This window comes from Phenylobacterium aquaticum (assembly GCF_947378715.1).
GTDB lineage: Bacteria > Pseudomonadota > Alphaproteobacteria > Caulobacterales > Caulobacteraceae > Phenylobacterium > Phenylobacterium aquaticum_A.
The window spans coordinates 1-25,045 of record NZ_CANCLE010000048.1 but is presented as its reverse complement, the minus strand read 5'-3'; the positions used below and the strand labels follow the sequence as shown (position 1 = coordinate 25,045).

Annotated in this window: 26 protein-coding genes; 10 read left to right on the top strand and 16 right to left on the bottom strand. The window is 69.2% G+C overall.

Annotated elements, in window-relative coordinates:
- Positions 1 to 290: 290 nt before the first annotated feature.
- Positions 291 to 1,604, bottom strand: coding sequence for an MFS transporter (locus Q7P21_RS08575; RefSeq protein ID WP_304176672.1), 1,314 nt, complete (start codon positions 1,602 to 1,604; stop codon positions 291 to 293).
- Between the two features lie 190 nt (positions 1,605 to 1,794).
- Between Q7P21_RS08575 and Q7P21_RS08570 the strand changes: the two genes are divergently transcribed.
- A complete protein-coding gene (locus Q7P21_RS08570) occupies positions 1,795 to 2,424 on the top strand; it encodes a sulfotransferase family protein (protein ID WP_304168374.1) in 630 nt (209 codons plus the stop codon).
- Positions 2,425 to 2,535: 111 nt separating this feature from the next.
- Positions 2,536 to 3,708, top strand: coding sequence for a serine hydrolase (locus tag Q7P21_RS08565; protein WP_304168377.1), 1,173 nt, complete (start codon positions 2,536 to 2,538; stop codon positions 3,706 to 3,708).
- Here Q7P21_RS08565 and Q7P21_RS08560 read toward each other — a convergent pair.
- Positions 3,705 to 4,607: a LysR substrate-binding domain-containing protein gene (locus Q7P21_RS08560; RefSeq protein ID WP_304168380.1), complete on the bottom strand. Its 903-nt coding sequence runs from the start codon at positions 4,605 to 4,607 to the stop codon at positions 3,705 to 3,707. The genes Q7P21_RS08565 and Q7P21_RS08560 overlap by 4 nt on opposite strands.
- 117 nt (positions 4,608 to 4,724) lie before the next feature.
- Here Q7P21_RS08560 and Q7P21_RS08555 point away from each other — a divergent pair, with 117 nt between their 5' ends.
- From Q7P21_RS08555 to Q7P21_RS08540, 4 genes are all read left to right on the top strand, one after another.
- Positions 4,725 to 5,270: a carboxymuconolactone decarboxylase family protein gene (locus Q7P21_RS08555; protein ID WP_304168383.1), complete on the top strand. Its 546-nt coding sequence runs from the start codon at positions 4,725 to 4,727 to the stop codon at positions 5,268 to 5,270.
- A 55-nt stretch (positions 5,271 to 5,325) separates the two neighbouring features.
- Entirely contained in the window at positions 5,326 to 5,955 is a 630-nt protein-coding gene (locus tag Q7P21_RS08550; protein WP_304168386.1) for a pyridoxamine 5'-phosphate oxidase family protein, read from the top strand.
- 1 nt (position 5,956) lies between these two features.
- Positions 5,957 to 6,433 carry a nuclear transport factor 2 family protein gene (locus Q7P21_RS08545; protein WP_304176670.1) on the top strand — a complete coding sequence of 159 codons (477 nt, stop codon included), beginning with the start codon at positions 5,957 to 5,959 and terminating at the stop codon, positions 6,431 to 6,433.
- An 80-nt stretch (positions 6,434 to 6,513) separates the two neighbouring features.
- Positions 6,514 to 6,888, top strand: coding sequence for a VOC family protein (locus Q7P21_RS08540; RefSeq protein ID WP_304168391.1), 375 nt, complete (start codon positions 6,514 to 6,516; stop codon positions 6,886 to 6,888).
- Between the two features lie 11 nt (positions 6,889 to 6,899).
- Here the strand turns inward: Q7P21_RS08540 and Q7P21_RS08535 are convergent, their stop codons facing one another.
- Positions 6,900 to 7,121, bottom strand: a complete 222-nt coding sequence (locus tag Q7P21_RS08535; protein WP_304168392.1) for a hypothetical protein — start codon at positions 7,119 to 7,121, stop codon at positions 6,900 to 6,902.
- A 171-nt stretch (positions 7,122 to 7,292) separates the two neighbouring features.
- Between Q7P21_RS08535 and Q7P21_RS08530 the strand changes: the two genes are divergently transcribed.
- Positions 7,293 to 7,949: a DsbA family oxidoreductase gene (locus Q7P21_RS08530; protein WP_304168395.1), complete on the top strand. Its 657-nt coding sequence runs from the start codon at positions 7,293 to 7,295 to the stop codon at positions 7,947 to 7,949.
- Between the two features lie 13 nt (positions 7,950 to 7,962).
- On the opposite strand, the gene Q7P21_RS08525 is transcribed toward Q7P21_RS08530, so the two are convergent.
- A complete protein-coding gene (locus tag Q7P21_RS08525) occupies positions 7,963 to 8,724 on the bottom strand; it encodes a glucose 1-dehydrogenase (protein ID WP_304168398.1) in 762 nt (253 codons plus the stop codon).
- 94 nt (positions 8,725 to 8,818) lie between these two features.
- Positions 8,819 to 9,973, bottom strand: coding sequence for a dipeptidase (locus tag Q7P21_RS08520; RefSeq protein ID WP_304168401.1), 1,155 nt, complete (start codon positions 9,971 to 9,973; stop codon positions 8,819 to 8,821).
- Positions 9,974 to 10,234: 261 nt separating this feature from the next.
- Here Q7P21_RS08520 and Q7P21_RS08515 point away from each other — a divergent pair, with 261 nt between their 5' ends.
- Both Q7P21_RS08515 and Q7P21_RS08510 read left to right on the top strand, forming a co-directional pair.
- Positions 10,235 to 10,912 carry a peroxiredoxin-like family protein gene (locus Q7P21_RS08515; protein WP_304168405.1) on the top strand — a complete coding sequence of 226 codons (678 nt, stop codon included), beginning with the start codon at positions 10,235 to 10,237 and terminating at the stop codon, positions 10,910 to 10,912.
- Complete coding sequence (locus Q7P21_RS08510) at positions 10,909 to 12,135, top strand: dipeptidase (RefSeq protein WP_304176667.1); 1,227 nt, start codon at positions 10,909 to 10,911, stop codon at positions 12,133 to 12,135. The genes Q7P21_RS08515 and Q7P21_RS08510 overlap by 4 nt, the downstream gene beginning before the upstream one ends.
- Here Q7P21_RS08510 and Q7P21_RS08505 read toward each other — a convergent pair.
- From Q7P21_RS08505 to Q7P21_RS08455, 11 genes are all read right to left on the bottom strand, one after another.
- On the bottom strand, positions 12,132 to 12,683 hold the full coding sequence (locus Q7P21_RS08505) for a flavin reductase family protein (protein ID WP_304168409.1): 552 nt from the start codon (positions 12,681 to 12,683) through the stop codon (positions 12,132 to 12,134). The two genes, Q7P21_RS08510 and Q7P21_RS08505, sit on opposite strands and share 4 nt — an antisense overlap.
- Before the next feature lie 11 nt (positions 12,684 to 12,694).
- Positions 12,695 to 13,789: an LLM class flavin-dependent oxidoreductase gene (locus Q7P21_RS08500; protein WP_304168412.1), complete on the bottom strand. Its 1,095-nt coding sequence runs from the start codon at positions 13,787 to 13,789 to the stop codon at positions 12,695 to 12,697.
- A gap of 125 nt (positions 13,790 to 13,914) precedes the next feature.
- The gene (locus tag Q7P21_RS08495) at positions 13,915 to 15,483 is read right to left on the bottom strand and encodes a rhodanese-like domain-containing protein (protein WP_304176665.1); all 1,569 of its coding nucleotides are present in this window, start codon (positions 15,481 to 15,483) and stop codon (positions 13,915 to 13,917) included.
- Positions 15,480 to 16,082, bottom strand: a complete 603-nt coding sequence (locus Q7P21_RS08490; RefSeq protein ID WP_304176662.1) for a cysteine dioxygenase — start codon at positions 16,080 to 16,082, stop codon at positions 15,480 to 15,482. The genes Q7P21_RS08495 and Q7P21_RS08490 overlap by 4 nt, the downstream gene beginning before the upstream one ends.
- Entirely contained in the window at positions 16,079 to 18,226 is a 2,148-nt protein-coding gene (locus tag Q7P21_RS08485) for a TonB-dependent receptor (protein WP_304176659.1), read from the bottom strand. Before Q7P21_RS08485 ends, Q7P21_RS08490 begins: the two co-directional genes overlap by 4 nt.
- 178 nt (positions 18,227 to 18,404) lie before the next feature.
- Entirely contained in the window at positions 18,405 to 19,391 is a 987-nt protein-coding gene (locus Q7P21_RS08480; protein ID WP_304176656.1) for an ABC transporter substrate-binding protein, read from the bottom strand.
- Positions 19,391 to 20,242 (bottom strand): class II aldolase/adducin family protein, encoded by an 852-nt coding sequence (locus tag Q7P21_RS08475; RefSeq protein WP_304176655.1) that lies wholly within the window; start codon positions 20,240 to 20,242, stop codon positions 19,391 to 19,393. The genes Q7P21_RS08480 and Q7P21_RS08475 overlap by 1 nt, the downstream gene beginning before the upstream one ends.
- 15 nt (positions 20,243 to 20,257) lie before the next feature.
- On the bottom strand, positions 20,258 to 21,208 hold the full coding sequence (locus Q7P21_RS08470; protein WP_304170938.1) for a D-isomer specific 2-hydroxyacid dehydrogenase family protein: 951 nt from the start codon (positions 21,206 to 21,208) through the stop codon (positions 20,258 to 20,260).
- 2 nt (positions 21,209 to 21,210) lie between these two features.
- Positions 21,211 to 22,410 carry an acyl-CoA dehydrogenase family protein gene (locus Q7P21_RS08465; protein WP_304176652.1) on the bottom strand — a complete coding sequence of 400 codons (1,200 nt, stop codon included), beginning with the start codon at positions 22,408 to 22,410 and terminating at the stop codon, positions 21,211 to 21,213.
- Positions 22,407 to 23,210, bottom strand: a complete 804-nt coding sequence (locus Q7P21_RS08460; protein ID WP_304176649.1) for an ABC transporter ATP-binding protein — start codon at positions 23,208 to 23,210, stop codon at positions 22,407 to 22,409. Before Q7P21_RS08460 ends, Q7P21_RS08465 begins: the two co-directional genes overlap by 4 nt.
- Before the next feature lie 20 nt (positions 23,211 to 23,230).
- The gene (locus tag Q7P21_RS08455; RefSeq protein ID WP_304170941.1) at positions 23,231 to 23,983 is read right to left on the bottom strand and encodes an ABC transporter permease; all 753 of its coding nucleotides are present in this window, start codon (positions 23,981 to 23,983) and stop codon (positions 23,231 to 23,233) included.
- 193 nt (positions 23,984 to 24,176) lie between these two features.
- On the opposite strand from Q7P21_RS08455, the gene Q7P21_RS08450 reads away from it, so the two are divergent.
- Positions 24,177 to 25,034, top strand: coding sequence for a LysR substrate-binding domain-containing protein (locus Q7P21_RS08450; RefSeq protein WP_304176647.1), 858 nt, complete (start codon positions 24,177 to 24,179; stop codon positions 25,032 to 25,034).
- Positions 25,035 to 25,045: the final 11 nt, after the last annotated feature.

Here is a 25,045-nt window from a genome sequence, read left to right as displayed (position 1 = left end):
TGGAACCGGAAGCTGTCGCCGACCAGGCCATTGCCCACCGGCTTGGCGGTGACGGTGGTGACCTTGGAGTCGGTGATGGCGCCGGACGCCCGCAGCGCCTGGGTCATCCAGTCCGCATCGATCCCAGCGGGACTGGCGGCGATCGGCGGCTTGGTCATGCTTACTCCTCCCGAACGCCTGCCTGCGGCGTCATCAAGGCGCGCCGCTCGGCGTAGGCTGGGCATTAAACCTCATGCCGTTGCGGCGCCTCCAAGGAGGAAATGCGACTGACCCGAAATCGGGTTCGATCGTCAGGCCGCGGCGACCTCTCCATCCCGCGCCGCGCTCAGGTGGCGGGGGACCAGCAGCATGCAGGGCAGCAGCAGGGCATAGATGCCGAGCGAGACCAGCACGGTCGAGTTGAAGCCCCCGGCCCGGCCATAGAGCCAAGCGCCGAGCACGTCGCCAAACCGCACGGTCAACCAGTACATGGCCATGAACAGCATCATCATCGCGCCCTGCAGCCCCTTGGGGCAGGAGCGGATGGCCAGGTCGGTGTAGGCGGACTGGGCGACGCCGCCCATCAGCCCCATCACCGCCGCCGCGATCAGCGCCCCTTGAGGCGTCCTGATCACCAGCAAAGGCGACATTTGCAACACGGCCAGCACGGTGCCGACCCACAGGAGGGTCTTCAGCCTGAACCTCTGGCAGAGCCAGCCATAGAGCAGATAGACCGGGGCGAACGACCCGAAGAAGATCGCGTACCAGGCGCCGACCTGGGCGTCGCTGGCGTGCAGATCGTTGCCCATGTGATAGGGAAACACCGCCCCCGTGGCTGGGGCGAATTGCCAGATCAGCTGGATCAGCAGCACCGGATAGATGGGCGCGTGGCGCAGCAGGCGCAGGGCGTCGGCGGCCAGGGTCGCGGTCCGGGGGCCGGTGTCGGCGGACTGGAACAGGCGGGCGGGTCCGAACAGGCCGAACAGGGCGATGGCGCCCATCAGTGCCGCGCCCAGCAGGAACAGGATCCGCGCGGCGGCGACCGCATTCTGCCCCTCGAGATAGGCGCTGAGAAACCCGCCCAGCAGGAAGGATACGAGGCTCGGAATCGCGCTGGCGACGTTCACCACCGTGCTCATCTGGCCAGTGATCGCCTGCTGCTGACCGGCGGCGGACACCAGGCCGCGCGCGGCGCTCCACAGCATCTGGACCCCGCAGGCGCCGAGCAGGACCCCGCCGAGCAGGACGAAGTAGCTGGGCGGCAAAAGGGCCATGACCGCATAGACCGCCACGCCCACCAGCCCGAACACCATCAGGTGGCCCCGGTCGCCGCGCCCACCGGGGCTCCAGGTGTCGCGCAGGAAGCCGAACAGGACGCCGACCATCAGTGGAATGCCGGCGATCAGGTTGAACTGGGCCAGGGCCGAGGCGTCCAGGTGCAGCTTGTTCTTCAGGAAGAAGGTGATCGGCAGGCCGACCAGCCCTTCATAGGGCACGGAGAACTGGACCAGGGTCAGGAGCAGGCCGCCATAGATCAGCAGACCCCAGCGCTGGCGGCCGTCAATTGGCGCAGGCGCGGCGGACAGAGAGATGGCCTCGACCTCCGCCTCAAGGACGCCGGTCATGCAGGGGCCCTGCTCTTGGGCGGTTCAGGCTGGCGGGTCATAGGCGTCCTCCTGACACCAGTGGAGGGTGACGGCGCGGTGGACGCCATGGCAAGCGCACATTTTTGACGACGAACTGGCCGCATGCCCGATCGGTTGGCTGGGAATTCACCCGCCCGCTAGGTTCCCGGCCAAGCTTGGGGGACGGATCATGGCGTTGAAGGTTATTGGATCGGGACTTGGCCGCACGGGGACCAAGTCCCTGCAAACGGCGCTGAACATGCTGGGGGTCGGTCCCTGTCACCACATGGTCGAGGTGTTCGCTCATCCGGAGAGCATGGCCCTCTGGGTGGAGGCGGGGGCGGGGCGGCCGAACTGGGACGCGATCTTCGCCGGCTATGGATCGATGGTCGACTATCCGGGCGCCGCCTACTGGCGCGAGCTGGCGGCCTATTATCCCGACGCCAAGGTGCTGCACACCGTGCGCGATCCGGATCAGTGGTTCGAGTCCACCCAGGCGACGATCTTCGCACCTGGCTCAGGCACGAGCCAGACCGAGGGGCCCATGGCGGCCTTCTTCGGCAGCTTCATCGGCGAACTGCGGCCCCACCTGAACGACCGCGCCTACATGACCGATTACTTCGTGCGCCATACCGAGGCGGTGAAGGCGGCGATCCCGCCGGAACGCCTGCTGGTCTATCAGGCCGGCCAGGGCTGGGCGCCGCTCTGCGCCTTCCTGGGCGTGCCGGTTCCCTCCGAACCCTATCCGTCGGAGAACAACCGCGCCGAGTTCATCGCCCGCATGGCGGAGATGCGCGACGGCGGGCCCGGCGCGCACTGAGCCTCGCCAAGGCTTGCCAAGGTCGCCGGCGCGGGCTTGGCTGGGCCCAACGACAAGACAACAGGCGAGGGCGGCATGGATCGGGTTTTGAGCGCGGCGGATCCCCAGAGCGTGGGCCTTTCCCCCGCAGGGCTGGGGGCGACCGACCAGGCCCTGGCCGAGCTGATCGCCCAGGGCGAGCTGGCCGGGGCGGTGACCCTGGTCGCCCGCCATGGCCGCATCGTCCATCGTTCGGTCCAGGGCGTGAAGGACCTGGCGAGCGGCGCGCCTCTGACCCAGGACACCATCTTCCGCATCTTCTCCATGACCAAGCCGGTGACCGGCGTGGCGATGATGATCCTGCATGACCGGGGTCTGTGGTCGCCGGACGATCCGATCGCCAAGCACCTGCCAGAGTTCGAGGGGGTGCGCGTCCGGACCGGGGAGGGGACTGAGCCGGCGGCTCACGCGCCCACCTTGCGCGAACTGCTGACCCACACGGCGGGCTTCGGCTACGGGTTCAATCCCGACGATCCGACCGACGCGGCCTATATGGCCGCCGGGGTCTGGACCTCGAAATCCCTGGCGGAGTTCTCGCGCAAGATCGCCACGGCCCCGCTGGCCTACCAGCCGGGAAGCCGCTGGCGCTACAGCCTGTCCATGGACCTGCAGGGGGCGATCATCGAGAAACTGTCGGGCCAGAGCCTGCCGGAGTTCATGCAGGCCCACATCTTCGGGCCGCTCGGCATGGTCGACACCGGCTTCCACGTACCGGCCGCCAAGCTGCCGCGCCTGGCCACCCTCTATCGCAAGAGCCCCAAGCGCCAGGCTCTGACGGTGGTCGAGCGGCCCATGGGGCGTGGCGATCCGTCCTTGCCGCCGACCCTGGCCGGCGGCGGCGGCGGGCTGTTCTCGACCATCGACGACTATGCCTGCTTCGCCCAGATGCTGCTGAACCAGGGCGTCTATGGCGGCGCCCGCATCCTCAGCCCCGAGGCAGTCGCCCTGATGACCGCCAACCACCTGTCGGATGCGCTGTTGGGCGCGGGGCACGGCGTGGGCCTGCAGCAGATCCGCCCCGGCTATGGCCACGGCTTTGACGGGGCGGTGTTCCACGATCCCGCCGCCGCCGGATCGCGGGTCGGCAAGGGGACCTATCAGTGGGACGGCGCGGCCGGGACCTGGTTCTGGGTCGACCCGGAGAACGACCTGCTGTTCATCGGCCTGATCCAGCGGATGGCCGAGGAGGGGGCGCCGCCGCTCCAAGCCACGACCCAGGCCCTGATCGCCGCGGCGATGAGCTAGAGTTTCATCCAGGCTTCGACCGGCGTCAGGGGATGGGCGCGAAACCGGGCGCGGGCGGCGCTCATGAAGGCGGCGACATTGGCCGAGGCGACACGGCGGGCCGGGTGCAGGGCGCTGACCGGGATCGGTGGCGGGGCGAAGGCCTGGAGAACCGGGACCAGCCGGCCGGCCTCAACCCCGGCCTTGACCTGATAGCTCAGCGCCCGCGTGATCCCCAGGCCCGCTTCGGCCGCCGCCAGGGCCGCATCGGCGCTATTGACCGACAGGCGCGGCTCCTGCCGGCCGGCCCCGGGCCGCCAATCGCTGGCGGGGCCGATCCCCTCGAAGGTGATCAGGTCGTGGTCGGCCAGCTCGGCCGGAGCCGCCGGCCGGCCGCGCGCGGCGAGATAGGCCGGGCTGGCCACCAGCACCCGGGTGACCTCGCCGAGCCGCAGCGCGATCAGGCTGGAATCGGCGAGCTCGCCGATGCGGATCGCCACATCGATCCCTTCCTCGGCCAGCTGCACATTGCGGTCCGACAGGCTGAGCCGGACGGACAGGTCGCGGTGCTCGGCCAGCAGCCCGTTGACGATCGGCAGGATGTGCAGGCGCCCGAACAGGATCGGGGCGGCGACGGCCAGTTCGCCGCGCGGCTGGGCGTCCTCGCCGCGCACCCTGCGGTCGGCCTGGTCCAGCTCGTCGAGGATCTGGCGGCAGTCCTCCAGATAGATCCGGCCGCGCTCGGTCAGGGTGACGGACCGCGTGGTGCGATGGAACAGCATCAGGCCGAGGCTGTCCTCCAGCTGAGCGACCCCTCGGGTCACGGCCGAGGGCGACAGCCGCAGCCGGCGCGCCGCCTCCACGAAGCTCTGCTGGGTGGCGACGGCCACGAAGGCGCGCAGGGCGTCGAGGCGATCCATAGACTATTGCTGATACAGCAATAAAGACTTGTCAATCTGGCGGATTATCATCGGAATGGGGCGGGTCTAGATGTTCAGCACCGCCGGCGCCGCCGGCTCTTGAACCTGGAGCCCCCCATGTCCCGTATTGTTCTCCCCGCCCGTGACGCCGCCCCCGCCGCCTCCCAACCCCTGCTCGACGCGGTCGAGAAGCAACTGGGCGTCGTGCCGAACCTGTTCAAGCTCGCCGCCCTCAGCCCGGCGGCTTTGACCGGCCTCACCAGCCTCAGTGGCGCGCTCGGCAAGGCCCTGGATGTGAAGACCCGGGAGCGGATTGCGCTCGCGGTCGCCCAGGTCAATGGCTGCGACTATTGCCTCTCGGCTCACGCCTATCTGGCCGCCAACCTCGCCAAGCTGGACCTCGGTGAGATCTCGCTGGCGCGTCAGGGCCGGTCCGGCGATGCCAAGGCTGACGCGGCCGTGGCCTTCGCCGCCAAGATCGCCCGCGCCCGTGGTCACGTGGCCGACGCCGATATCGCCACGGTTCGCGCCGCCGGCTTCACCGATGCCCAGATCGTCGAAATCACGGCTCTCGTGGCCGAGAACTTCCTGACCAACTTCCTCAACAATGTCGCGGAAACCGAGATCGACTTCCCGGTGCTGCGCACGGCGGAAGCGGCGTAATCCTGTCTCTGTCCGGGCGGCCCAGGAGGTCGCCCGGAGCCTTGCGGAGGACATCATGGCCTACACATTCCTCGATCTGCTCTCGACCCCGGCGGTCCAGGCCGCCCAGACGACCCAGGGCAGCCGCAAGGTCTGGGAGAGCCTCACCGCTGACCGCGCCTTCAACCGCTTCACCGAGGCGGAAGCCGCCTTCATCGCGGCGCGCGACAGCTTCTACCTGGCCAGCGTGTCGGAGAGCGGCTGGCCCTATGTGCAGCATCGCGGCGGGCCGGCGGGCTTTCTGCGGGTGCTGGACGAGACGACCCTGGCCTTCGCCGACTTCTCAGGCAACCGCCAGTATATCAGCCTGGGCAATGTGGCGGCCGATGACCGGGTGTCGCTGATCCTGGTCGACTATCCTAATCGCGCGCGGCTGAAGATCCTGGCCCATATGGAGGTCCGCGAGCTCTCCGCCGATCCGGAGCTGGCGGCGAAGCTGGCGACGCCCGGCTATCGCGGCCGGCCGGAGCGGGCCTTCGTGCTGAAGCTCGAGGCCTTCGACTGGAACTGCCCGCAGCATATCACGCCGCGCTTCACGGCCGGGGAGATCGAGCCCGCCCTCGCCCCCCTGCGAGCCCGGCTCGCCGCCCTCGAGGTGGAAAATCAACAGCTCCGCGACCAGCTCGCGACGCCAAAGGACATCTGACATGAGCGACCAGTCTCGACCGCCCCTGCCGCCCTTCGATCGCGAAGGCGCCCTGTCGAAGGTGCGCCGCGCCGAGGACGCCTGGAATGGCCGTGACCCCGCCAAGGTGGCGCTGGCCTATACGGAGGCCAGCCGCTGGCGGAACCGCGATCTGTTCCTCACCGGTCGCCCGGCGATCGCCGATTTCCTGGCCGCCAAGTGGGCGAAGGAGCGGGACTACCGGCTGATCAAGGAGCTGTGGGCCTTCGCGGGTGAGCGTATCGCCGTGCGGTTCGTCTATGAGTGGCGCGACGCCCGGGGTCAGTGGTTCCGGTCCCACGGCAACGAGAACTGGGCGTTTGACGCCGACGGCCTGATGGCTGAGCGTCACGCCAGCATCAATGACGTCGCGATCGCCGAGGCCGAGCGCCTGTTCCACTGGGACCGCGCGAGCGTGCGGCCGCAGGACCATCCAGGGCTGAGCGAGTTGGGACTCTGAGGCGCGGCCCAGCGCCTTGACGTATTCGCAGATCGAAGGTCCGCTGCGTCCTTCCGAAGCCGTCCAGGAAGGGCTGCGACATGGGCGTCATGACCTATTGCACCGTCGGATCGAACCGACTGGACGAGGCCAAGGTCTTCTATGACGCGCTGCTGGCGGTGGCCGGCATCACCCCGCTGTTCGAGCATCCCTCGGGCGGCCGGGTCTATGGGAAGGACGGCGCGCTGAACTTCGCGGTGCTCGGTCCCTTTGACGGCCGGCCCGCCACCGTCGGCAACGGATCGATGAACGCTTTCCAGTTCGACAGCCGCGCCGAGGTCGACGCCTTCCATGCCAAGGCCCTGGCGCTCGGCGGAACCGATGAGGGCGCCCCGGGTGTGCGCGGCCCGGACTGGTGGTTCAGCTATTTCCGCGATCTCGATGGCAACAAGCTCTGCGCCTTCTGCATGGGGTGAGCCTGGCCGGGTCAGCCGAGGTCGGCCGTGGCCTTCCATCGGAAGCCGCTGAGCGGCAGGCGCTGGGGCTGGGCATGGGTGTCGTCCCGCAGCCAGGCCTGGCCATCCTCGAGCGCCTCGATCCGATAGATCGGCATGCCGCCCGCATCGAGCGACACCCATTCGCCCACCTGGGCCGGGATGGCGGCTGTGCGGTCCAGAAGCGTCCAGGCCAAGGCCTTGGGGCTGGTCATCACAATCCTCGTCGATCGCCTCCGCCGATGCGTGGCGGATGAGACGAGACCCTGCGCCGACGCGACTGAGGCGGCGGTGAAGGCGCGGGTCAGCCGCCGTTCATCGGCGCCGGGGATGCAAGCTGCGATCGGGCGACTATATTGGGGGGCCGCTGAAGAGGATGCGCCGCCTTGCCCAAGCCCATGAAGATCGACTTCGTGTCCGACGTATCCTGCCCCTGGTGCGTGATCGGCCTGGGTGGGCTGGAGGAGGCCCTGGCGCGAATGGGCGATCTCGTGCAGGCGGACATCCATTTCCAACCCTTCGAACTCAATCCCGACATGCCGGCCGAGGGCCAGAACATCGTCGAGCATGTCGCCCAGAAGTACGGGGCGACGGCGGAGCAGTCGGCGGCCAATCGCGCGGCGATCCACGCCCGCGCCGCCGAGGTCGGTTTCACCATGACCACCGGCGCGCAGAGCCGAATCTACAACACCTTCGACGCCCATCGCCTGCTGCACTGGGCCGGGGTGGTCGGCGGCCAGGCGGCCCTGAAGCGCGCCCTGTTCGACGCCTATTTCACCCACGGCCGCAATCCCAGCGACCATGACGACCTGGTCGCCGCCGCCGAGGCCGCAGGCCTGGACGGGACTGAGGCCCGCGAGGTGCTGACCAGCGGCCGCTACGCCGACGACGTGCGGGCGGCGGCCTGGAAGTGGCGCTCGGAGGGCATATCGGCGGTGCCGGCGGTGGTGATCAACGAGCGCTACCTGATCTCCGGCGGCCAGCCCGCGGCGGCGTTCGAGAAAGCGCTGCGGCACATCGCGGCCGAGATGGCGGACGCCTGATCAGACGCCCTGGTCAGATGGCGGTGTAGCCGCCATCGATCACCAGCTCCGCCCCGGTCATGAAGCTGGATTCGTCGGAGGCCAGGAACACGATCCCGTCGGCGATCTCCCTGGGCAGACCCAGCCGGCCCAGGGCGTGGCGGGAGATCAACATGTCGCGCATCTCGTTGCCGTTCTCGGCTGCATGCAGGGCGCCCGCGACCATCGGGGTGTCGATGAACCCCGGATGCACCGAATTGACCCGCACCCCCAGCGGCGCGAGCTCCAGCGCCGACGACTTGGTCAGCATCAACACGCCGCCTTTCGAGGCGCAATAGGCCGGAGCCCCCGGCAGGCCGACCTTTCCCAGGATCGAGGACAGATTGATGATCGATCCGCCACCGGTCTCGACCATCGCGGGCGCGACCGCCCGCATGCCCAGGAAGGTCCCGTCGAGATTGATCGACAGGATACGCCGCCAGGATTCAAAGCTGATCTCCAGCAGGGGCCCGCCCTCGCTGGCCACCCCGGCGCTGTTGATCAGCACGTCGATGCGGCCGAACCGTCCGCGCGCGGTTTGAACCACGGCCGCCCAGCCGGCCTCGTCGGTGACGTCATGGGCGATGAACAGGGCCTGGGATCCGATTTCGGCGGCGAGCGCCGCCCCGGCTTCCGCCGCCATGTCGGTCAGGACGAGCGATGCGCCCTCACGCGCCAACCGCCTCGCGCTCTCGGCCCCGATCCCTGACGCCGCGCCTGTGATCAGCGCCACCTTGCCCGCTACCCGTCCCGCCATCGTCCCGCTCCCGAATCCTGTCGTGCCGGGCTCTGTCGACCCGGGCAGGGAGCTTAGACGAGCAGCGCGCGGGGCGAAGCGGAGAACTGCGGGCTCAGCGGATGCGTCCCGCCCACACGGTCTTGAAGACCCGCAGGAAGTTCCCGCCCAGGAAGGCCCTGACATGGCCCTCGCCATAGCCCCGGCGCAGCAGCTCGGAGACCACCAGGGGAAGCTGGCGATAGCTGGTCATCACCGGCCTGTAGTTGGCGTCCATGTCAGTGCCGAGCGCGACGTGGTCAGGCCCGACCACATCCGCCAGCTGGAAGATACGGTCGACATAGTCGTTCAGGGTCGTGGCCCCGATGCCGGCCGGCCAGACGCCGATCACCCCGCCATGGGCGGCGATCTCCCGCGCCAGGGCTTCACTGATGAAGCGCGCGTTGTTGGTCCCGTGGCCGAGGATGAAGGTGTGAGAGCACATCACGGGTCGGTCGGTGGCCGCGAGCACGCCCCGCACCACCGGCTCGGCGGCATGGGCCACATCGACGATCATGCCCAGGCGTCCCATCTCCGTGACCACATCGCGTCCGAAGCCGGTGAGGCCCTGACTGGGGCCAGGCGCGGTCTGGGTCTCGCCCAGTTCGTTGGAGTGGTAGTGCACCAGGGTGATGGAGCGGACGCTGTCGTCGAAGGCGGCGCGGAGGCCAGACAGGTCACCGGCCAGGAAGTCCGCGCCCTCGACGGCGAGCAGGGCGCCGATCTCGCCCCGCCGCTTGAAGGTCGTGAAGTCGGAGGGTTGGCGCACCAGCTGCGCGCCAGCGGCCACGACATAGGTCTTCAGATTGGCGATCTGTCGCCCATAGGTCGCGCGGGCCTCGCCGGGCGCGAACTCCCGGGTGGCCGCGAGCGCGGTCCCCCTGGCGTCCAGGATCTGCAGGTCGGCGACGGCGGCGAAGCTGGCCCCGGAAATCCCGCCGGCCCGCATGTCGGCGATGGCCCGATCCTCGAACGGCCCTCCGGCTATGATCGAGGCGGCGGCCGCCGACAGGCCGACCGCGCCACGGCCGAAGGTCCGGCCAGGGTGGGCGTGAAGATCGATCGCCGGGACCTTGGCCAGCAGGCGGCGGGCCTGGGCCAGAAACGGCTCATCCGGCGTGAAGCCAAGATTGTCCGTCTCGGACGGATTGATCGCGGCTCGCGCGAGCCCGGCGGGAAGCAGGGCTGTGGCGGCAAGGGCCATCAGCGTGCGCCTGTCCGTCATCGCCATCCGCGTCCGCTCCCAAGACCGCCGTCAAATCGGCTCGCCTCGCCCGACTATGACCCATATGCGTTCCGGGTCGAGGTCGTCGGTGCGTCCGACGCGGATCAGCTTCCCAGGTCGTTCGAGCGCTAATCGGTTCGATTTGGCGCGGTGCTATAGAAAAACCTCCGGCCAGAATTCAGAAATTTTGCATCGCCGTTTCGGCGCCTGACGTCCTTCGTCTCGCCTGCGGCTCCGCGCGCCGTGGTCAATTTTCAGGAGAGCATCATGGCCCAGACCGAAACCCTTCGCCGACGACTCGCCGACCTGCATGCCGAGCGCGAGCGGACCTGGGACCCTGCCCAGCTGAAGCTCAATGTCGACCAGAGGCGAATCCTGGTGGAGACCGCCGACCCGTCGCTCTGGGTCAAGGCCGGCGACCGCCTGGCGCCCTTCGCCCTGGAGGAAGTCGACGGGGAGTCGCTCACCCTGGAGAGCCTGACCCTGACCGGGCCGGTGGTGCTGATCTTCTTCCGCTTCGCCGGTTGCCCGGCCTGCAATATCGCCTTGCCCTATTATGAGCAGCACCTGGCGCCGGGCCTGAAGGCGCTGGGTGCGCGGCTGGTCGCGGTGAGCCCGCAGGTCCCGGAGCGGTTGGTCGACATCAAGCGGCGGCACGATCTCAGCTTCGAGGTGGCCACCGACCGGAACAATGCGCTCGGCCGCCGCTTCGGCGTCCTCTACACCGCCGACCCGGCCAATCAGGCCGCCGCCAGGGCCAAGGGCGGCTTCATCGGCGACACCACCGGAACCGGGACTTGGGAGCTGCCCCAGCCGACTGTGGTGGTGATCGGCGCCGACGGAGTGGTAGGCTTTGTCGATGTCAGTCCCGACTGGCTGGTCCGCACTGAGGCCGAGCCGATCCTGGAGGCGGTCCGCGCGCTCAACCTGGAAACCGCCCGATGAACCCCGTCCTGACTGACCGCCGCGCTGTCCTGGCGGGGCTCGCCGCCGGGGCCTCCAGTCCGGCCCTGGCCGACGATCTCGAGGCTCGCGCCCGGCGCATCCACGCCGCGACCCTGGTGCTCGACAGCCATCTGGATATCCCGCTCGACTACGGGACCGGGGGGCATGATCCGGCGGTCGATGGCGACACCCAGGTCGATCTGCCCAAGCTGGAGCGGGGCGGGGTGGGCGCGGCGGCCTTCGCGGTCTTCGTGCCCCAAGGCCCCAGGACGCCCGAGGGCTTCGCCGCCGCCCGGGTCCAGGCCGAGACCAAGCTGGCCGCCATTCGCGGAATCGCCGAGCGCTATCCCCTGCGTGCAGCGCTCGCACTCTCGCCAGACCAGGTGCTGGCGGCCCGGAAGGCCGGCAAGGTCGCGGTGATCCCGAGCTTCCTCAACGCCTATTCGCTGGGGACCGATCTCTCAGCCATCGACAGCTTCGTCGCGCGCGGTGTTCGGGTGCTGGGCTTCGTCCATGCGGGCAATAACGACCTCGCCGATTCCTCCCGGCCGAGCGGTGAGCCCGCCGTGGAGCATGGAGGCCTGTCGCCCCTGGGCAAGGCGGCGGTGGGTCGCCTCAACGCGCTCGGCGTGCTGATCGATGTCTCGCAGCTGACCCCGGACGGGGTGCTGCAGACCCTGGCGCTGAGCCGCGCGCCGGTGGTGGCCACCCATTCCGGCGTCAGGGGCGTGGTGGATGTTCCGCGCAACCTCTCCGACCGCGAGCTCGACGCCATCGCCGCCAAGGGCGGAGTCGTGCAGATCGTGGCCTTCAAGAGCTATCTGGTGCGGCCGGGCGCCGACTATGCCGACAAGGTCCGCGCGCTACGCACCGAGGTGGGCCTGCCTGCGGCGTTTGTGAAACCTGCGGATGGCGCCGCCGGCCTGCCGGCCGATGTCCGCGCCGACTACACCCACAGGCTGGGCGGCCTGCTGCGCGACGCCACGGTCGCCGACCTGGCGGACTCCATCGACTATGCCGTCAAGCGGATCGGCATCGACCATGTCGGGGTGGGATCGGACTTCAACCACGGCGGCGGGGTGACCGGCTGGCGCAACGCCGGCGAGGCGTTCGGGGTCACCCGGGAACTGGTGCGCCGGGGCTATTCGCAAGGCCAGGTCGGCAAGATCTGGGGCGGCAATTTTCTGCGAGCCTGGCGCGGGGCGGAGGCGGCGAAGGCCTAAGCCTTCACCGCGATATCGCCGAACTGTCGGTCGAAATAGACCAGGGGCTGGCCGTCGCGAGCCGCCGCCTGACTGATGTCCAGGACGAAGATGGTGTGGCTGCCGGCGTCGATCCGGCAATGGACCGGGCCGCAGAACGAGACCAGGGCGTCCTTCAGCACGGGCGGCTCCAGCGGCAAGGTTCGCCAACCGTCCCCGAACCGCTCATGGGCGAGATCGGCGCGGGAGAACCGCGCCGCCTCGCCGCCCTGGTCGGCCGCCAGGATGGACAGGCTGATCGAGGGCGCGGCCAGCAGGGCTGCGTGCGCCGAGGCCGCCTTGCGGATGCAGAACAGCACCCGGGGCGGCTCGGTGGACAGGCCGGTCAGGGAGCTGACCAGCAGCCCCCTCGGCTGGTCGCCGGACCAGCAGGCGACCACGGCCACGCCGGAGGCCAGCCGGGCCAACCCGTCCTTGAAGACCGCCGCATCGGCCGGCGGCCACAGGCGGACGACGTCGCAGACCTCAAGGTCCGCCGGAGTGTGAGCCTGGAGCGCGCCGTCCGCCATGACCGCCTCCCTCAGCCCGCCGCCGCGATCGGATGGGCGTCGCGCTGGGCGACCAGCTCGCGCACCCGGGGGATCAGGTCGCGGCCATAGCCGATGGCGTCGTCGAGTGGATCGAAGCCGCGGATCAGGAAGGTCGAGACCCCCAAGTCGTAGTAGTCGAGCAAAGCCTCGGCCACCTGGTCCGGCGTGCCGACCAGACCGGTGGAGTTGCCCGAGGCGCCGGTGACGGCGGCGACGCCGGTCCATAGGCGCTTGTCCAGGCGCGTGCCCTGGGCGGCGGCCTGCAGCAGGCGCTGCGAGCCGGCATTGACCGGGGCGTGGTTCTCGGTGGGCAGGCCGGCGGCCTTGCGGACCTCCAGGGTGCGGGCGACGATGTCGTCGGCGCGCTTCCAGGCGGCGTCTTCCGTGTCGGCGATGACCGGGCGCAGGGAGAGCGAGAACTTCACGTCGCGCCCGTGCTTGGCGGCGGCGGCGCGGACCCGGGCGATGGTTTCGCGCACCTGGGCCTGGGTCTCGCCCCACAGGGCGAAGATGTCGGCGTGCTTGCCGGCGACCGGGATGGCTTCGTCGGACGAGCCGCCGAAATAGATCGGGATGTGGGGCTGCTGCAGCGGCTTCACCGAGCCGAAGCCCTGGATGACGTTGTAGTAATTTCCCTTGTAGTCAAACGGCTTGGCGCTGGTCCATTCCTGCTTGACGATGTCCAGATACTCGTCGGTGCGAGCGTAGCGCTCGGCCTTGTTGGTGTGGTCGCCGTCCTTGGCCATCTCGGCGTCCGAGCCGCCGGTGATGATGTGGACCGCGATCCGGCCCTTGCTGAAATGGTCCAGGGTGGCCAGCTGGCGCGCCGCAATGGTCGGCGCCGTGAAGCCCGGGCGGTGGGCGATCATGAAGCCCAGTTTCTCAGTGACGCTCGCCGCGTGGGCCACCACCAGTATGCTCTCCGGCGAGGTCGAGCCGAAGGCCACCAAGGCGCGGTCGAAGCCGCCGGCGTCGTGCGCCTTAGCGACCTTCTCCACATAGTCGACGTCCAGGGCCGGGCCCTTGGGCGGATGGGTTTCAGAGGTGTGTTGAGCCCCGATGAAGCCGATGAATTCGACAGGCATTCCAATCTCCTAGGTCGCGGTCTGTGCTTAAAGACGACAATACGACTAGGAATTAAAACGGGGCAGCGAGTTCTTCTCATTCGGCCTATCAGGAGCCCTGATCGGTCAGAGTCTCCGAGAGGCGCTCAGATCACATAGAAGCCGTGGGCGCCGTCGCGGGCCAGCTGGTCGACCAGGCCATATTCCCAGTCGAGATAGGCCTGCATGGCCTCGGCGGCGTTGTCCGTGCCCTCATAGGGCCGGCGATAGATGTCATCGACGAAGGTCGCCGCCTTGGGCAGGCCGGTCTCAAGCGGGCCGCCGGCGGCGATCCAGGCCGCCGTGCCGCCCGCGAGCGCCGAGACCCGCTGGCGGGTCAGTGGCGCGAAGTCAGCCGCGGCCAGGCGGGCGAGGTCGCCATCGGGCGAGGTGAAGACGATGTCCAGGCCTTCCGGCAGGACGATCAGGGCCTGGGCGAGGCTGGCGCGCACGGCGAACCAGGCGCCCGGGACATGGCCCTTGCGGTGCTGGGCGCTGGTGGCGACATCGATGACGATCAGGTCCCCACCGCCGGCGATCAGCTCCGCCGCCGTCAGGCTGGGAGCGTCCGGCAGGGGGGGGCGCGTGGGGCGCCACGGGCCCGGCTCAAGGTCCCGGTCGAAGCCGCCATCGAGGACGTAGACCTCCCAGCCCATCTGGGCGAGCCAGGAGGCGCTCATGTCGGCCCGCGCGCCCTTGTCGTCGGCCAGCACGATGCGGGCCCCGCGCACCGGAGCGAAGACGTCGGTCTCCTGCACAAGCTGGCCGCCCGGGGCGGAGCGGAAGCCGGGTATATGGCCGGCGGCGTATTCCTCCGGCGTGCGGACGTCGAAGCGATAGAGGGTGCGGCCCGCGTCGCGGCCCAGGATGTCCAGCCCACGCGGATCGATGTGCTTGACGCCTGCCCGGTAGGAGACGGCGCGGGCGGACTGGCGCGCCTCGGTCTCGCGGTCGGGAGAGGTCTGGGGGAAGCGCCCGTCGCGCCCATGCTCCAGGTCCTGGCCGGCCAGGGTCCAGCCAATGGTGCCGTTGCGCAGGGCGTAGACCTTGTTGGGCAGGCCGGCATTGATCAGGGACTGGGCCCCGATGATGCTGCGCGTGCGGCCGGCGCAGTTGACGATGATGGTGGTCGAGGGATCCGGCGCGATCTCGCGGGCGCGGAGCACCAGTTCGGCGCCGGGCACGCTGACCCCGCGCGGGATGCTCATGGTCTGGTATTCCTCGAACCGACGGGCGTCGAGCACCACCAGGTTCGGCTCGGTCTCGATCAGGGCCTTGGCGTCGGGGGCCGGCACCGACGGCGTATGCCGCCGCGACTCCACCAGTTCGCCGAACGCCTTGCTGGCCGAATTGACGTCCTGGAACAGCTCCAGACCGGCGCGGCGCCAGCCTTCCAGCCCGCCGGCCAGGGCGGTCACCGCGCGGTAGCCCAGGCGGGCCAGGCGTTCCGCCGCGCGGGCAACCAGCCCCTCACCGTTGTCATAGAGCACGATCTTGGTGTCGCGGCGGGGAACCCGGTCGAGGATCTCCAGCTCCAGCCGGCTGAGCGGCAGCTGGCTGGCGAACAGCGGGTGGTCCTTGGCGAAGGGGTCCTCCTCGCGCAGGTCGATCAGGGCGATTTCCTGGCGGGTGATCCAGGCCAGGCGGACATCGGCCGGGGCGGTCTCGGAAATCATGACGCGGTCTTTTGCGAGGCGTCCCAGAGATTGGGGACGTGGGTGTTGGAATAGCCGGAGATGAAGGTCTTGGGCTCGCCCGTAGGACCAAAGGTGTGGCGGCTGACCGCCCCGATATTGGCCCCATAGACATGGATCGAGACCGAGGTCCGGTCGTCATGGGCGTTGGCGACCTGGTGGACGTCGCCGACCGTGGGAGAGACCGCCTCGACTTCGCCCGGGGACAGGCGATGGGCCTTGCCGATCGGGGTGAGCCGGCCGGGCGCGACCTCATAGGCCTGGGACAACTCGGCCCCGCGCAGCACGCCCACCAGCCCCCAGACGGTATGGTCATGGACCGGCGTGGCCTGGCCCGGCCCCCAGACGAAGCTGACCACCGAGAACCGTTGCAGGCTGTCGCAATGCAGCAGGTACTGGCGATAGCGGGCCGGGTCGGGGACCGCATATTCCTCCGGCAGCCAGTCGTCGTGGGACACCAGATCCTTCAGAAGGGCGCCGCCCGCCTCCAGCACCCGGGCTTCCTCGTCCGTGGCGTCGAGCAGTCCGGCCAGGTTGAGCACGAAGTCGCGTAGGCGCGGGAGGTTGGGCGGCTGGGTCATAGGGCGTACCGGATGGTGACGAGGACGGTCCGAGGATCGGGGAAGTTCAGATAATAGACCCCGGTGCTCGGGGTGTAGGTCGAGCTGACCGGCTTGTCAGAGTCCAGCAGGTTGCGCCCCGACAGCACCACCTGCCAATGCGGATCGGGTGCGGTCCAGGTGGCGACCGCGTTGAGGAAGCCCTGGGCCGGGATCAGGTTCTGGCCGCCCGCCGCCGGGGTGGCGCTGGTGACGATCGAGCTCTGCCACTGGGCGTTCAGCCCCAGGCGCAGGGAGCCCGGGATGTTCAGCGGCACGGTCCAGTTCAGCCCACCCGACAGGTTCCAGCGCGGGGAGTTGGTCAGGCGGTGGCCGTCGGCGTTGACGCCGGCCCCGCCCGCGCCCTTGTATTCGTCATAGACCGCGAACAGGTAGCCGGCGGAGACCTGGGCCGCGAGGTTGTCGGTGAGGGCGGCGTCGGTCTCCAGCTCGACCCCATAGCTGTGGGCCTGGCCGGCGTTGCCGCGCCGACTGCCGACATAGGCGGGGTCGTAGAACGAGACCTGCAGGTTCTGATAGTCGTTGTAGAAGGCCGCCAGATTGGCGCGCAGCCGGCGGTCAAACAGCTCGCTCTTCAGCCCGCCTTCGTAGGTGATCACCTCTTCCGGCGCGAAGGGCAGGGTGGCGAGGTCGAGCCGGGTGGCGCGGTTGTCGAAGCCGCCCGACTTGAAGCCCTTGGAATAGGTCAGATAGCCGAGGACGTCAGACGTCCACTGATACTGCACCGACAGCTTGGGGGTGATCGCCGCCCAGGTCTTGCTGGCCTGGCCCTTGATCGATTGGGCGGTGACCTGGCCGGCCAGGTTCAACACCCCGTTGTCGAAGGTGAAGGTCTTGTCCTCATTGGTCCAGCGCAGGCCGGTGGTCAGCTTCAGCCGGTCGGTCAGGGACCAGGTCGCCTCGCCGAACACCGCATAGGCGTCGGTGTCGGTGACATTGTGGGCGCGCAGGAAGTTGTAGTTGGCGGGGGTGACGGCGGGATTGGTCGCCAGGGCGTTCCTGCGGCTGTAGCCGTCGCGCTGCACGAAGAAGCGCTCATGCAGATAGAACAGGCCGGTGGTGAAGGTCGCCCGGCCATAGTCGCCGTTCAGCTGCAGTTCCTGGGTGGCGTACTGGTCATTGTAGTGGATCAGGTTCTTCTGGATCAGCGCCGCCTCGCCGTCATTGTCATAGGCGACGGGGTTGAGGTCGAAGCCGCCATAGGCGCTGATGGACTTCAGTTCGAGCTTGTCGGTCAGCTTGTATTTGATCCGTAGCGAACCGGAGATCTGGTCGAGGTCCTGCTTGGGCTCGACCTCGGAATAGGATTTCTGGGGGTCGAAGCCGCCGCCCGGCTGGCGCACCGGGATATAGGATCGGCTGTCGGAGCGGTCGCGCAGGGCGTTCAAGGTGAACTGGGCGTCGAGGCGATCCGTAGGCGTCCAGCGCAGCTTGCCGCGATAGGCGTCCAGATTGATGCGGTTGACGTCGTGGCCGAGCGTCGGGTCCTCGGTCACCCCGTCGCGCTGGTGGTGGATATAGGACAGGCTTCCCGACAGGGTGTCGCTGAGCGGTCCTTCGGCTAGGGCGCGGACGTCGAGGGCGCCATAGTTTCCCGCCCCCACCTCGGCCTTCAGCCGGACATCGCGACCCGGGTCGCGGGTGATGATCCGCAGGGCGCCGGCGCTGGAATTGCGGCCATAGAGCGTGCCCTGCGGCCCGCGCAGCACCTCGATCCGCTCCAGATCGTTGAACTCGACCATCGAGCCGATCTGGCGGGGGATGTAGACGTCGTCGACATAGACGGCGAGCACCGGTTCCTGGATCGGATCGCTCTCTCCGACGCCGCGCAGGGAATAGGTCTGGGTCGTGTGGCTGATGGTCACCCGCCCGATCGACAGGTTCGGAATCTGGCCGGCCAGGTCGCGGATGTTGTCGATCTTGCGGTCGGCGAGGCTCTGGGCGGCAAAGGCCGAGATGGCGATCGGCGTCGCTTGCAGGTTGGTCTCCCGCCGCTCGGCGGTGACCACCAGCTCCTCCACCGTGGCCGAGTCCGCAGCGGCGTCGGCAGCCCAGGCCTGGCCGACCGAAGTCAACAGCGTGAGCGTGGAGGCGGCGGTGAGCATCGCGCGCTTTTGAATATCGCGTCGGCTCGTAGTGATTGAATATTTCATGGTCTATCCCCGTGTTTAGTTGAGGCCATGAACCGCACGGGCATGCCCGTAACAATCGACATTATTTATCGTCTTGCGCAGCATAACTATTATCGAGATGAGTCATCGAAGCGATGATCAAGGCGAATATTTACTGTAGAAATGAGATCGATTTCAGATCAGCATCCAGGGTGGTCGTCCACAACGGTCGCACATCGGCGGCGGCGGGAATGACGCCGGCCTTGGCGAAGGTGTCCGCGACCTGCTGTTGGGAGGCGATCGCCTCTTCGGTCACCGGCCCCAGCTGGGTCGGGCCGCTGCGCTCCCGGTGTTGCTGCAGATAGATTTCGGCCGGCACGCCGGTGGCCTTGGACTGGGCGGCGGCCCAGGTCTCGGCGTTGGCCTCGCCCCACTGGTAGGCCTTCTGCAGCCGGCCCAGATAGTCGACGATCGCCGCGCGGCGCGCGGCGTCATCCAGGGCCTCGCTGAGCGCCGCATGCACGAAATTGCCCGACAGTCGGCCCAGTCCCGTGGTCAGGACCCGCGCGTTGAGCCGGGCCCGCGCGATATTGCCCTGCACCCCATAGATCACCCAGGCGTCGATCGCCCCGCGCCCGAAGGCGGCCAGACCATCCTGGGGGCTCAAGGCCACGGGCTGGATGTCGGCGAAGGTCAGCCGGCTCTCGGCCAGCAGCCGCAGCAGGAAGTAATGCGAGGTGGTGGCCTTCACGAAGCCCACCCGCCGGCCCTTCAGGTCCGCGCCGGTGCGGATCGCCGAGCCGTCAGGAACCAGCACCACCTGGGAATTGACGTCAGCCCGCTGGACGGCGGCCAACCGCAGCAGCGGCGCCTTGCCCGCCGCGAAGATCGGCGGGATCTCGCTCATGGACCCGATGTCGATCGCCCGCGCGCTGATCGCCTCGGTGATCAGGTTGCCGCCCGCGAACTCGGAATAGGCGACCTTGTAGGGCGTGTCGGCGAGGCCCGCCGCCGGCAGCAGGTTCTGCACGCCGCCCTTGTAGGTCCCCACCCGCAAAGTGACGCCCGCGCCGGGGCTCTTGGCGCGGGGCGCGCAGGCGGCCAGGGCCGCAGCGCCCAGGAGCACGCCGCGCCGGGAGACATCGATTATCGAGCCCATCAGTCGAACAGGTCCGGTTCTTCCTCGGACACCACGTCCCAGTAGGGTTCGAAGGCGTAGATTCCGCCGATCTCGCTGCCCATCTGGCCAGCGGTCAGCTTGGCGATGTGGTGCTGCATGGGCCGGGTCTGGCCGGCGGCCTCGGCCAGCAATTGGGCCTGGCAGGCATTCTCCATGGCGAGGTAACGCCAGACGGCGGCCTCGACCGAATGGGCGACGGTGAGCAGGCCGTGGTTCTGCAGGATCACCGCCTTGCGATGGCCCAGCGCCTCGGCGATCTTTTCGCCCTCGCTGGTGTCGAGCACCACGCCGGAGAACTCCGTGAACAGCGCGTGGTCGTCATAGAAGGCGGCCGAGTCCTGGGTGATCGGATCGAGCAGGCGGCCGAGCGCCGACCAGGCCTTGCCATAGAGCGAATGGGAATGGGCGGCGGCGACCACGTCCGGGCGGGCCTTGTGCAGTTCCGAATGGATGGCGAAGGCGGCGCGGTTCAGGCGTGGCTTGGCGTGGGCCGGCGGCTGGACGATCTCGCCCTCATGGCTGACCAGCATCAGGTCCGAAACCGTGATCCGGCTGAAATGTACGCCTGCCGGATTGACCCAGAACTGGTCGGGGAACTCGGGGTCGCGGGCGGTGATGTGGCCGGCGCCGCCCATGTCGAAGCCGTTGCGGGCGAACAGCCGATAGCCGGCGGCCAGCCGCTGCTTGCGGTGCAGGCGCTCCTCCTCGACCGTCGCGCGCTGAGGGATCGTGGCGGGCTGAGCCGTCGTCCGCTCAGGCAGCAGGGTTTCGAGCTTGGAGGGATGCGGCGCAGGGCGGCCGTGAGGGCGGGCGAGGGGTTGGACGGTCATGGATATCTCCGGGGGTCAGTAGCCGCGCGCGGTGTCGACCACGTCGACCAGGGGCGCGCCCTGGCGGAAGCGGGCGAGATTCTCGGCGAACCGGGCGGCGAGGTTCTGGCGGGTGTCGGGGGTGTGGACCGAGGTGTGGGGCGAGAGCCGCACCCTGGGATGGCTGTAGTACCGGTGGTCGAGGGGCAGGGGCTCGGGATGGGTGACGTCGAGGCTGGCGAGCGCCACCCGACCGCTATCCAGGGCCGCGAGCAGGGCGTCGTCATCGATCAGGACGCCGCGGGCGATATTGATCAGGTGCAGGCCGGGCTTGGCCTTGGCCAGCAAGGCGGCGTTGACCAAGCGCTCAGTCTCGCGCGTCGCCGGGGCGGCCAGCACCACATAGTCCGAACGGGCGAACAGCTCCTCCAGGTCGTCCAGCTGCTCGACGCCGGGTTCCTCAATCGGTGTCCTGGACCGCCGCACGGCCAGGACGTTCAGGCCCAGGGCGCGGGCCCGGGGCGCCAGGGCCTCGCCAATGGAGCCGAAGCCCACCAGGCCCAGGGTGCGGCCGGCGACCAGGCTGATCGGCATCGGCGCCCACTGCTCGAGCCTGTCGATCCAGATCTCCGGCAGGCGCTTGGCCTGGGCGAAGATGGCGGCGAGCGCGAACTCGGCCAGGGCCACGGCGGACGCGCCGCGCGCCGAGGTGACCACCGGCCCCTCGAACAGCCAGTCCGGATAGAAGTCGATGCCGACCGAGACCAGCTGCACCCACTTGACGTCGAACGGCCAGCCGGGCGGCGGCCGCAGGGGCAGGAATCCGCCAGCCTTGCGGAAGGGCGCGGCGATCAGCACCTCGGTCTCGCGCGGCAGGCCCGACGGCGGTCCGGGTGGCACGCCGACGATCTCCACCTCCGACAGCCGTTCGGCGAAGGCGGTGTTGAAGGTCTCGTTCAGCTGGCTGGCGACGATGATCCGACCCATGGTCAGTCTTCCGCCAGACGGGTCACCGCCGGATCGGCCGCCGCCAGACTGGCGAAGGCGGCCTTGCCGGCGCCGGTCAGCACCATGTCGGCCTGGGGCGTATGGATGCGGCCGCAGAGCACGTCGCGATAGTGGCGCTGCAGCGGATTGTGCCGCGACAGTCCGGGATTGCCGGAGGCGGCGATCGCCTTCTCCACGGCGGCGATGGCGTTCTCGGTGACCAGATGCTTGACCAGTCCCCCCTGGGCCGGGCCCAGCCGGCCGGCAGCGGCGCCGTCGAGCAGCACCTTGTTCTGCAGCAGCAGGCCGTCGATCTCGCCGACCAGCTCCTGGAACCGGGGCAAGGTCGAGAGCGAGGCGCCCAGATTGGCCGGCTTGCGCGCGATCAGCCAGCGGACGAACCAGTCGCGGGCCGCATGGGCCACCGCGTCATAGATCGCCGCCGTCAGCACCGGCGACCACACCGCCATGGCCGGGTCGGGCGCCTGCGGCGCGCCCGGCGGCTTGGGGTCCAGGGCGTGATGGGCCGGGATCGGGGTGTTCTCGAACACCACGTCGTGGCTGCCGGAGGCGCGTAGGCCGGTGTGGTCCCAGGTCTCCTCGATCCGCCGACCGGGCGCGTCCTTGTGCACCAGGAAGCCGCCCACCCGGGGCGTCGCCTCGTCGGTCCGGGCCCAGACGATCATCCAGGTCAGGGCCGGAGAGCCGGTCGAATAGATCTTGCGGCCCGACAGGCTCCAGCCCTCGGCTGTGCGGCGCGCGACCGTGGCAGGCAGGCCGCCCCGGGCCGGGGTGCCGAGCTCGGGCTCGACCCGAAGGGCGTTGATCAAGGCGCCGTCGGCGATGGCGTCGCGCACCACCTGGACCTTGAGCGCCTCGGTGAAGCCGCCGCGGCCCTCAAGCGAGGCATGGAACAGGTACTGCATCAGCAGGACCAGGGCCGTGGCCGGCTCGCCCCGGGCCACAGCCTGGATCACTCGCAAGGTGGTGGGCAGGTCCGCCTCCAGCCCGCCCAGCCGCGCGGGCGCGGTCAGGGCCATGAGGCCGTGACGATGCAGGGCCTGGAAGTTCTCGAACGGGAAGCTGGCGTCGCGGTCATGGTCGGCGGCCGTGGCCGCGAAGGCTTCGGTCAGCTGCGGCAGGATCAGGTCGAGGTCGGGTTGGGCGGGCGCCGTGACGGCGCGCAGGGCTGAAGGGTTCACGCCACCATCTCCCCGCTCGGAAAGGCGACCAGGGCGCCCTCGGTCGGCGCCGGTCTTCGGACCGGAACCTCAACGCCCAGATGGCCGAGCAGCCGGGTGCGGATGGCGTGGAAGGCGGCGTCGGGGTCACGGGGCCGGGGCAGGTCGATCCGCTCCTCGGCCGCGATGCGGCCCTCGTTCAGCACCAGCACCCGGTCGGCCAGGGTGATGGCCTCGTCCACGTCGTGGGTGACCAGCAGGACGGCCGGGGTGTGCTTGCGCCACAGGGCCAGGACCAGGCCATGCATGCGGATGCGGGTCAGGGCGTCGAGCGCGGCGAAGGGCTCGTCGAGCAGCAGCAGGCCAGGTTCGCGGACCAGGGCCCGGGCCAGGGCCACGCGCTGGGCCTCGCCGCCGGACAGCGTCGCAGGCCAGGCGTCGAGCCGGTGGCTCAGCTGCACCTCAGCCAGGGCCGCCTCGGCGCGGTCGCGGACATTGGCGCCGGACAGGCCCAGGGCGACATTGCGCCAGACCGTCTTCCAGGGCAGCAGCCGCGGGTCCTGGAAGACGATGGCCTTGGCCGCCGGCGTGACCACCGTCTGGCCGTCAGCCGGATCCAGGCCCGCCAGGGTGCGCAGCAGGGTGGTCTTGCCCGACCCGCTGCGGCCCAGCAAGGCGACGAACTCGCCCTGGCCGATGTCGATGTCCAGGTCACGCAGGACGGTGGTCTGGCCGAAGCGCCGCGTGAAGTCGCGGATCCGGACCGCCGGTGGGGGCGAGGCGGCTGGCGGGTGCGGGGTGACGTGGAGGGGTTGCGACACGGGGTCGGCCTTTCCGAGATTCAGGACGTGATGAAGGAAGGACGCCAGGCGAGCGCCCGGGTCTCGAGGCTGCGCACGATCTGGTCGGCGGCGAGCCCCAGGGCGGCGTAGACGATCAGGCAGACGACGATGATGTCGGTGCGCATGAAGTCGCGGGCGTTGTTGATCAGATAGCCCAGGCCCGCCTGGGCGTTGATCTGCTCGGCGACCACCAGCACCAGCAGGGCTACGCCCATGGCGTAGCGCAGGCCGACCAGGAACGAGGGCAGGGCGCCCGGCAGGATCACATGGAGGATCAGGTCCAGACCCTTGAGGCCGAAGCTGCGGGCCGCCTCTATCAGCCGGGCGTCGACGCCGCGCACGCCAGCGAACAGGTTCAGGTAGATCGGGAAGGTGGTCCCCACCGCGATCAGGGTGATCTTCGGCGCCTCGCCGATGCCGAACCAGACGATGAACAGGGGGGTAAGCGCGAGACTGGGGATGGTGCGCTTGATCTGCATCAGCGGGTCGATGGCGGTCTCGCCCTGCCGGGACAGACCGGCCGCCAGGGCGAGCGTCACGCCGACGATCAGGCCGATGGCGAGACCCGCCGAGGCTCGCGCCAGCGAGACCACCAGATTGCGCGGCAGCTCGCCGCTGATCGTCATCTCCCACAGGGTGGCCAGCACGGTCGAGGGCGCGGCCAGGATCCGGGGCGGAATGGCCACGGTGCGCGAGCCCAGTTCCCACAGCAGCAACAGCAGGACGGGCGACAGCCACCGCGCCCGGCTCAACTGAAGGCGGGGCAGTCTCGGTCCGATAGGTTTTCTATCTATCGTCAATAGGGACACTGCAAGACCTCCGAGCCTTTGCGCGCCAAGGAAAATTGCGCTTTGCCTTTCCGGAGAAAGCCTTCTAATTCCTATCAACTCAATAGAGTTATCTTGAAGCGACCCATTAGAGGTTCTCATAGTTGGACATGCCCGTATGGCCGTGAATCTACCCACCGAGCTGCTGCGCAGCTTTGCCGCGATCGTCGACTCCGGCTCCATGCTGCGGGCGACGGAGCGGGTGTTCGTCACCCAGTCGGCCCTCAGCCTGCAGATGAAGCGCCTGGAGGAGACGGTGCAGACGCCGCTGTTCCACCGCGACGGCCGCCGGCTGGTCCTGACCCCCACCGGCGAGACCCTGCTGGCCTTTGCGCGCGACATCCTGGCGATGAATGACCGCGCGGTGGCGGCGGTCACCGGCGACGCCCTGGCCGGCCCGGCTCGGGTGGGTCTCGTCCAGGACTTCGCCGAAACCCTGCTGTCGGGGGTGCTGTCGCAGTTCGCCCAGCTGAACCCCGACGCCCAGCTGCAGATCCGGGTCGGCGGCTCCCAGGAGCTGATCGACCTGCTGAACACCGACCGTCTCGATATCGTGCTCTGCATGGGGGCCAGCGACGACCAGGCCGCGATCCGCACGGCGCCGACCATCTGGCTGGGGGATGACGCCCTGCTGGCGCAGGAGGTCCTGCCGATCGCCGTGCTCGAACGCCCCTGCCGGTTCCGCGACGCGGCGCTGTCGGCGCTCGACGCGTCGGGGCGTCCCTATCGGGTGGTGCTGGAGACCCCCAGCCTGTCGGTCCTGCGCGCCGCCGTGAACTCGGGCCTGGGCATCACCTGCCGAACCGAGCTCTTCAGCACGCGGCGGCTCGGCGAGGCCGAGGCGGCCAGCCTGCCCGACCTGCCCGGCGTCGCCTATGTGCGCCACGTGCGGGCCAAGCCGCATCCCACCATCGCGCGCCTCGCGGAGCTGATCCGCACGGCCGTGCTCGATCTCCAGACCCCGGCGGCCGCATGATCCGGCGCCCC

Excerpts from the sequence above, each read along its gene's own strand:
- Q7P21_RS08575 (WP_304176672.1), bottom strand. The coding sequence starts at position 1,604 with ATGACCGGCGTCCTTGAGGCGGAGGTCGAGGCCATCTCTCTGTCCGCC.
- Q7P21_RS08570 (WP_304168374.1), top strand. The coding sequence starts at position 1,795 with ATGGCGTTGAAGGTTATTGGATCGGGACTTGGCCGCACGGGGACCAAG.
- Q7P21_RS08560 (WP_304168380.1), bottom strand. The coding sequence starts at position 4,607 with ATGGATCGCCTCGACGCCCTGCGCGCCTTCGTGGCCGTCGCCACCCAG.
- Q7P21_RS08555 (WP_304168383.1), top strand. The coding sequence starts at position 4,725 with ATGTCCCGTATTGTTCTCCCCGCCCGTGACGCCGCCCCCGCCGCCTCC.
- Q7P21_RS08550 (WP_304168386.1), top strand. The coding sequence starts at position 5,326 with ATGGCCTACACATTCCTCGATCTGCTCTCGACCCCGGCGGTCCAGGCC.
- Q7P21_RS08545 (WP_304176670.1), top strand. The coding sequence starts at position 5,957 with ATGAGCGACCAGTCTCGACCGCCCCTGCCGCCCTTCGATCGCGAAGGC.
- Q7P21_RS08540 (WP_304168391.1), top strand. The coding sequence starts at position 6,514 with ATGGGCGTCATGACCTATTGCACCGTCGGATCGAACCGACTGGACGAG.
- Q7P21_RS08535 (WP_304168392.1), bottom strand. The coding sequence starts at position 7,121 with ATGACCAGCCCCAAGGCCTTGGCCTGGACGCTTCTGGACCGCACAGCC.
- Q7P21_RS08525 (WP_304168398.1), bottom strand. The coding sequence starts at position 8,724 with ATGGCGGGACGGGTAGCGGGCAAGGTGGCGCTGATCACAGGCGCGGCG.
- Q7P21_RS08520 (WP_304168401.1), bottom strand. The coding sequence starts at position 9,973 with ATGGCGATGACGGACAGGCGCACGCTGATGGCCCTTGCCGCCACAGCC.
- Q7P21_RS08515 (WP_304168405.1), top strand. The coding sequence starts at position 10,235 with ATGGCCCAGACCGAAACCCTTCGCCGACGACTCGCCGACCTGCATGCC.
- Q7P21_RS08510 (WP_304176667.1), top strand. The coding sequence starts at position 10,909 with ATGAACCCCGTCCTGACTGACCGCCGCGCTGTCCTGGCGGGGCTCGCC.
- Q7P21_RS08505 (WP_304168409.1), bottom strand. The coding sequence starts at position 12,683 with ATGGCGGACGGCGCGCTCCAGGCTCACACTCCGGCGGACCTTGAGGTC.
- Q7P21_RS08500 (WP_304168412.1), bottom strand. The coding sequence starts at position 13,789 with ATGCCTGTCGAATTCATCGGCTTCATCGGGGCTCAACACACCTCTGAA.
- Q7P21_RS08495 (WP_304176665.1), bottom strand. The coding sequence starts at position 15,483 with ATGATTTCCGAGACCGCCCCGGCCGATGTCCGCCTGGCCTGGATCACC.
- Q7P21_RS08490 (WP_304176662.1), bottom strand. The coding sequence starts at position 16,082 with ATGACCCAGCCGCCCAACCTCCCGCGCCTACGCGACTTCGTGCTCAAC.
- Q7P21_RS08485 (WP_304176659.1), bottom strand. The coding sequence starts at position 18,226 with ATGCTCACCGCCGCCTCCACGCTCACGCTGTTGACTTCGGTCGGCCAG.
- Q7P21_RS08480 (WP_304176656.1), bottom strand. The coding sequence starts at position 19,391 with ATGGGCTCGATAATCGATGTCTCCCGGCGCGGCGTGCTCCTGGGCGCT.
- Q7P21_RS08475 (WP_304176655.1), bottom strand. The coding sequence starts at position 20,242 with ATGACCGTCCAACCCCTCGCCCGCCCTCACGGCCGCCCTGCGCCGCAT.
- Q7P21_RS08470 (WP_304170938.1), bottom strand. The coding sequence starts at position 21,208 with ATGGGTCGGATCATCGTCGCCAGCCAGCTGAACGAGACCTTCAACACC.
- Q7P21_RS08450 (WP_304176647.1), top strand. The coding sequence starts at position 24,177 with ATGGCCGTGAATCTACCCACCGAGCTGCTGCGCAGCTTTGCCGCGATC.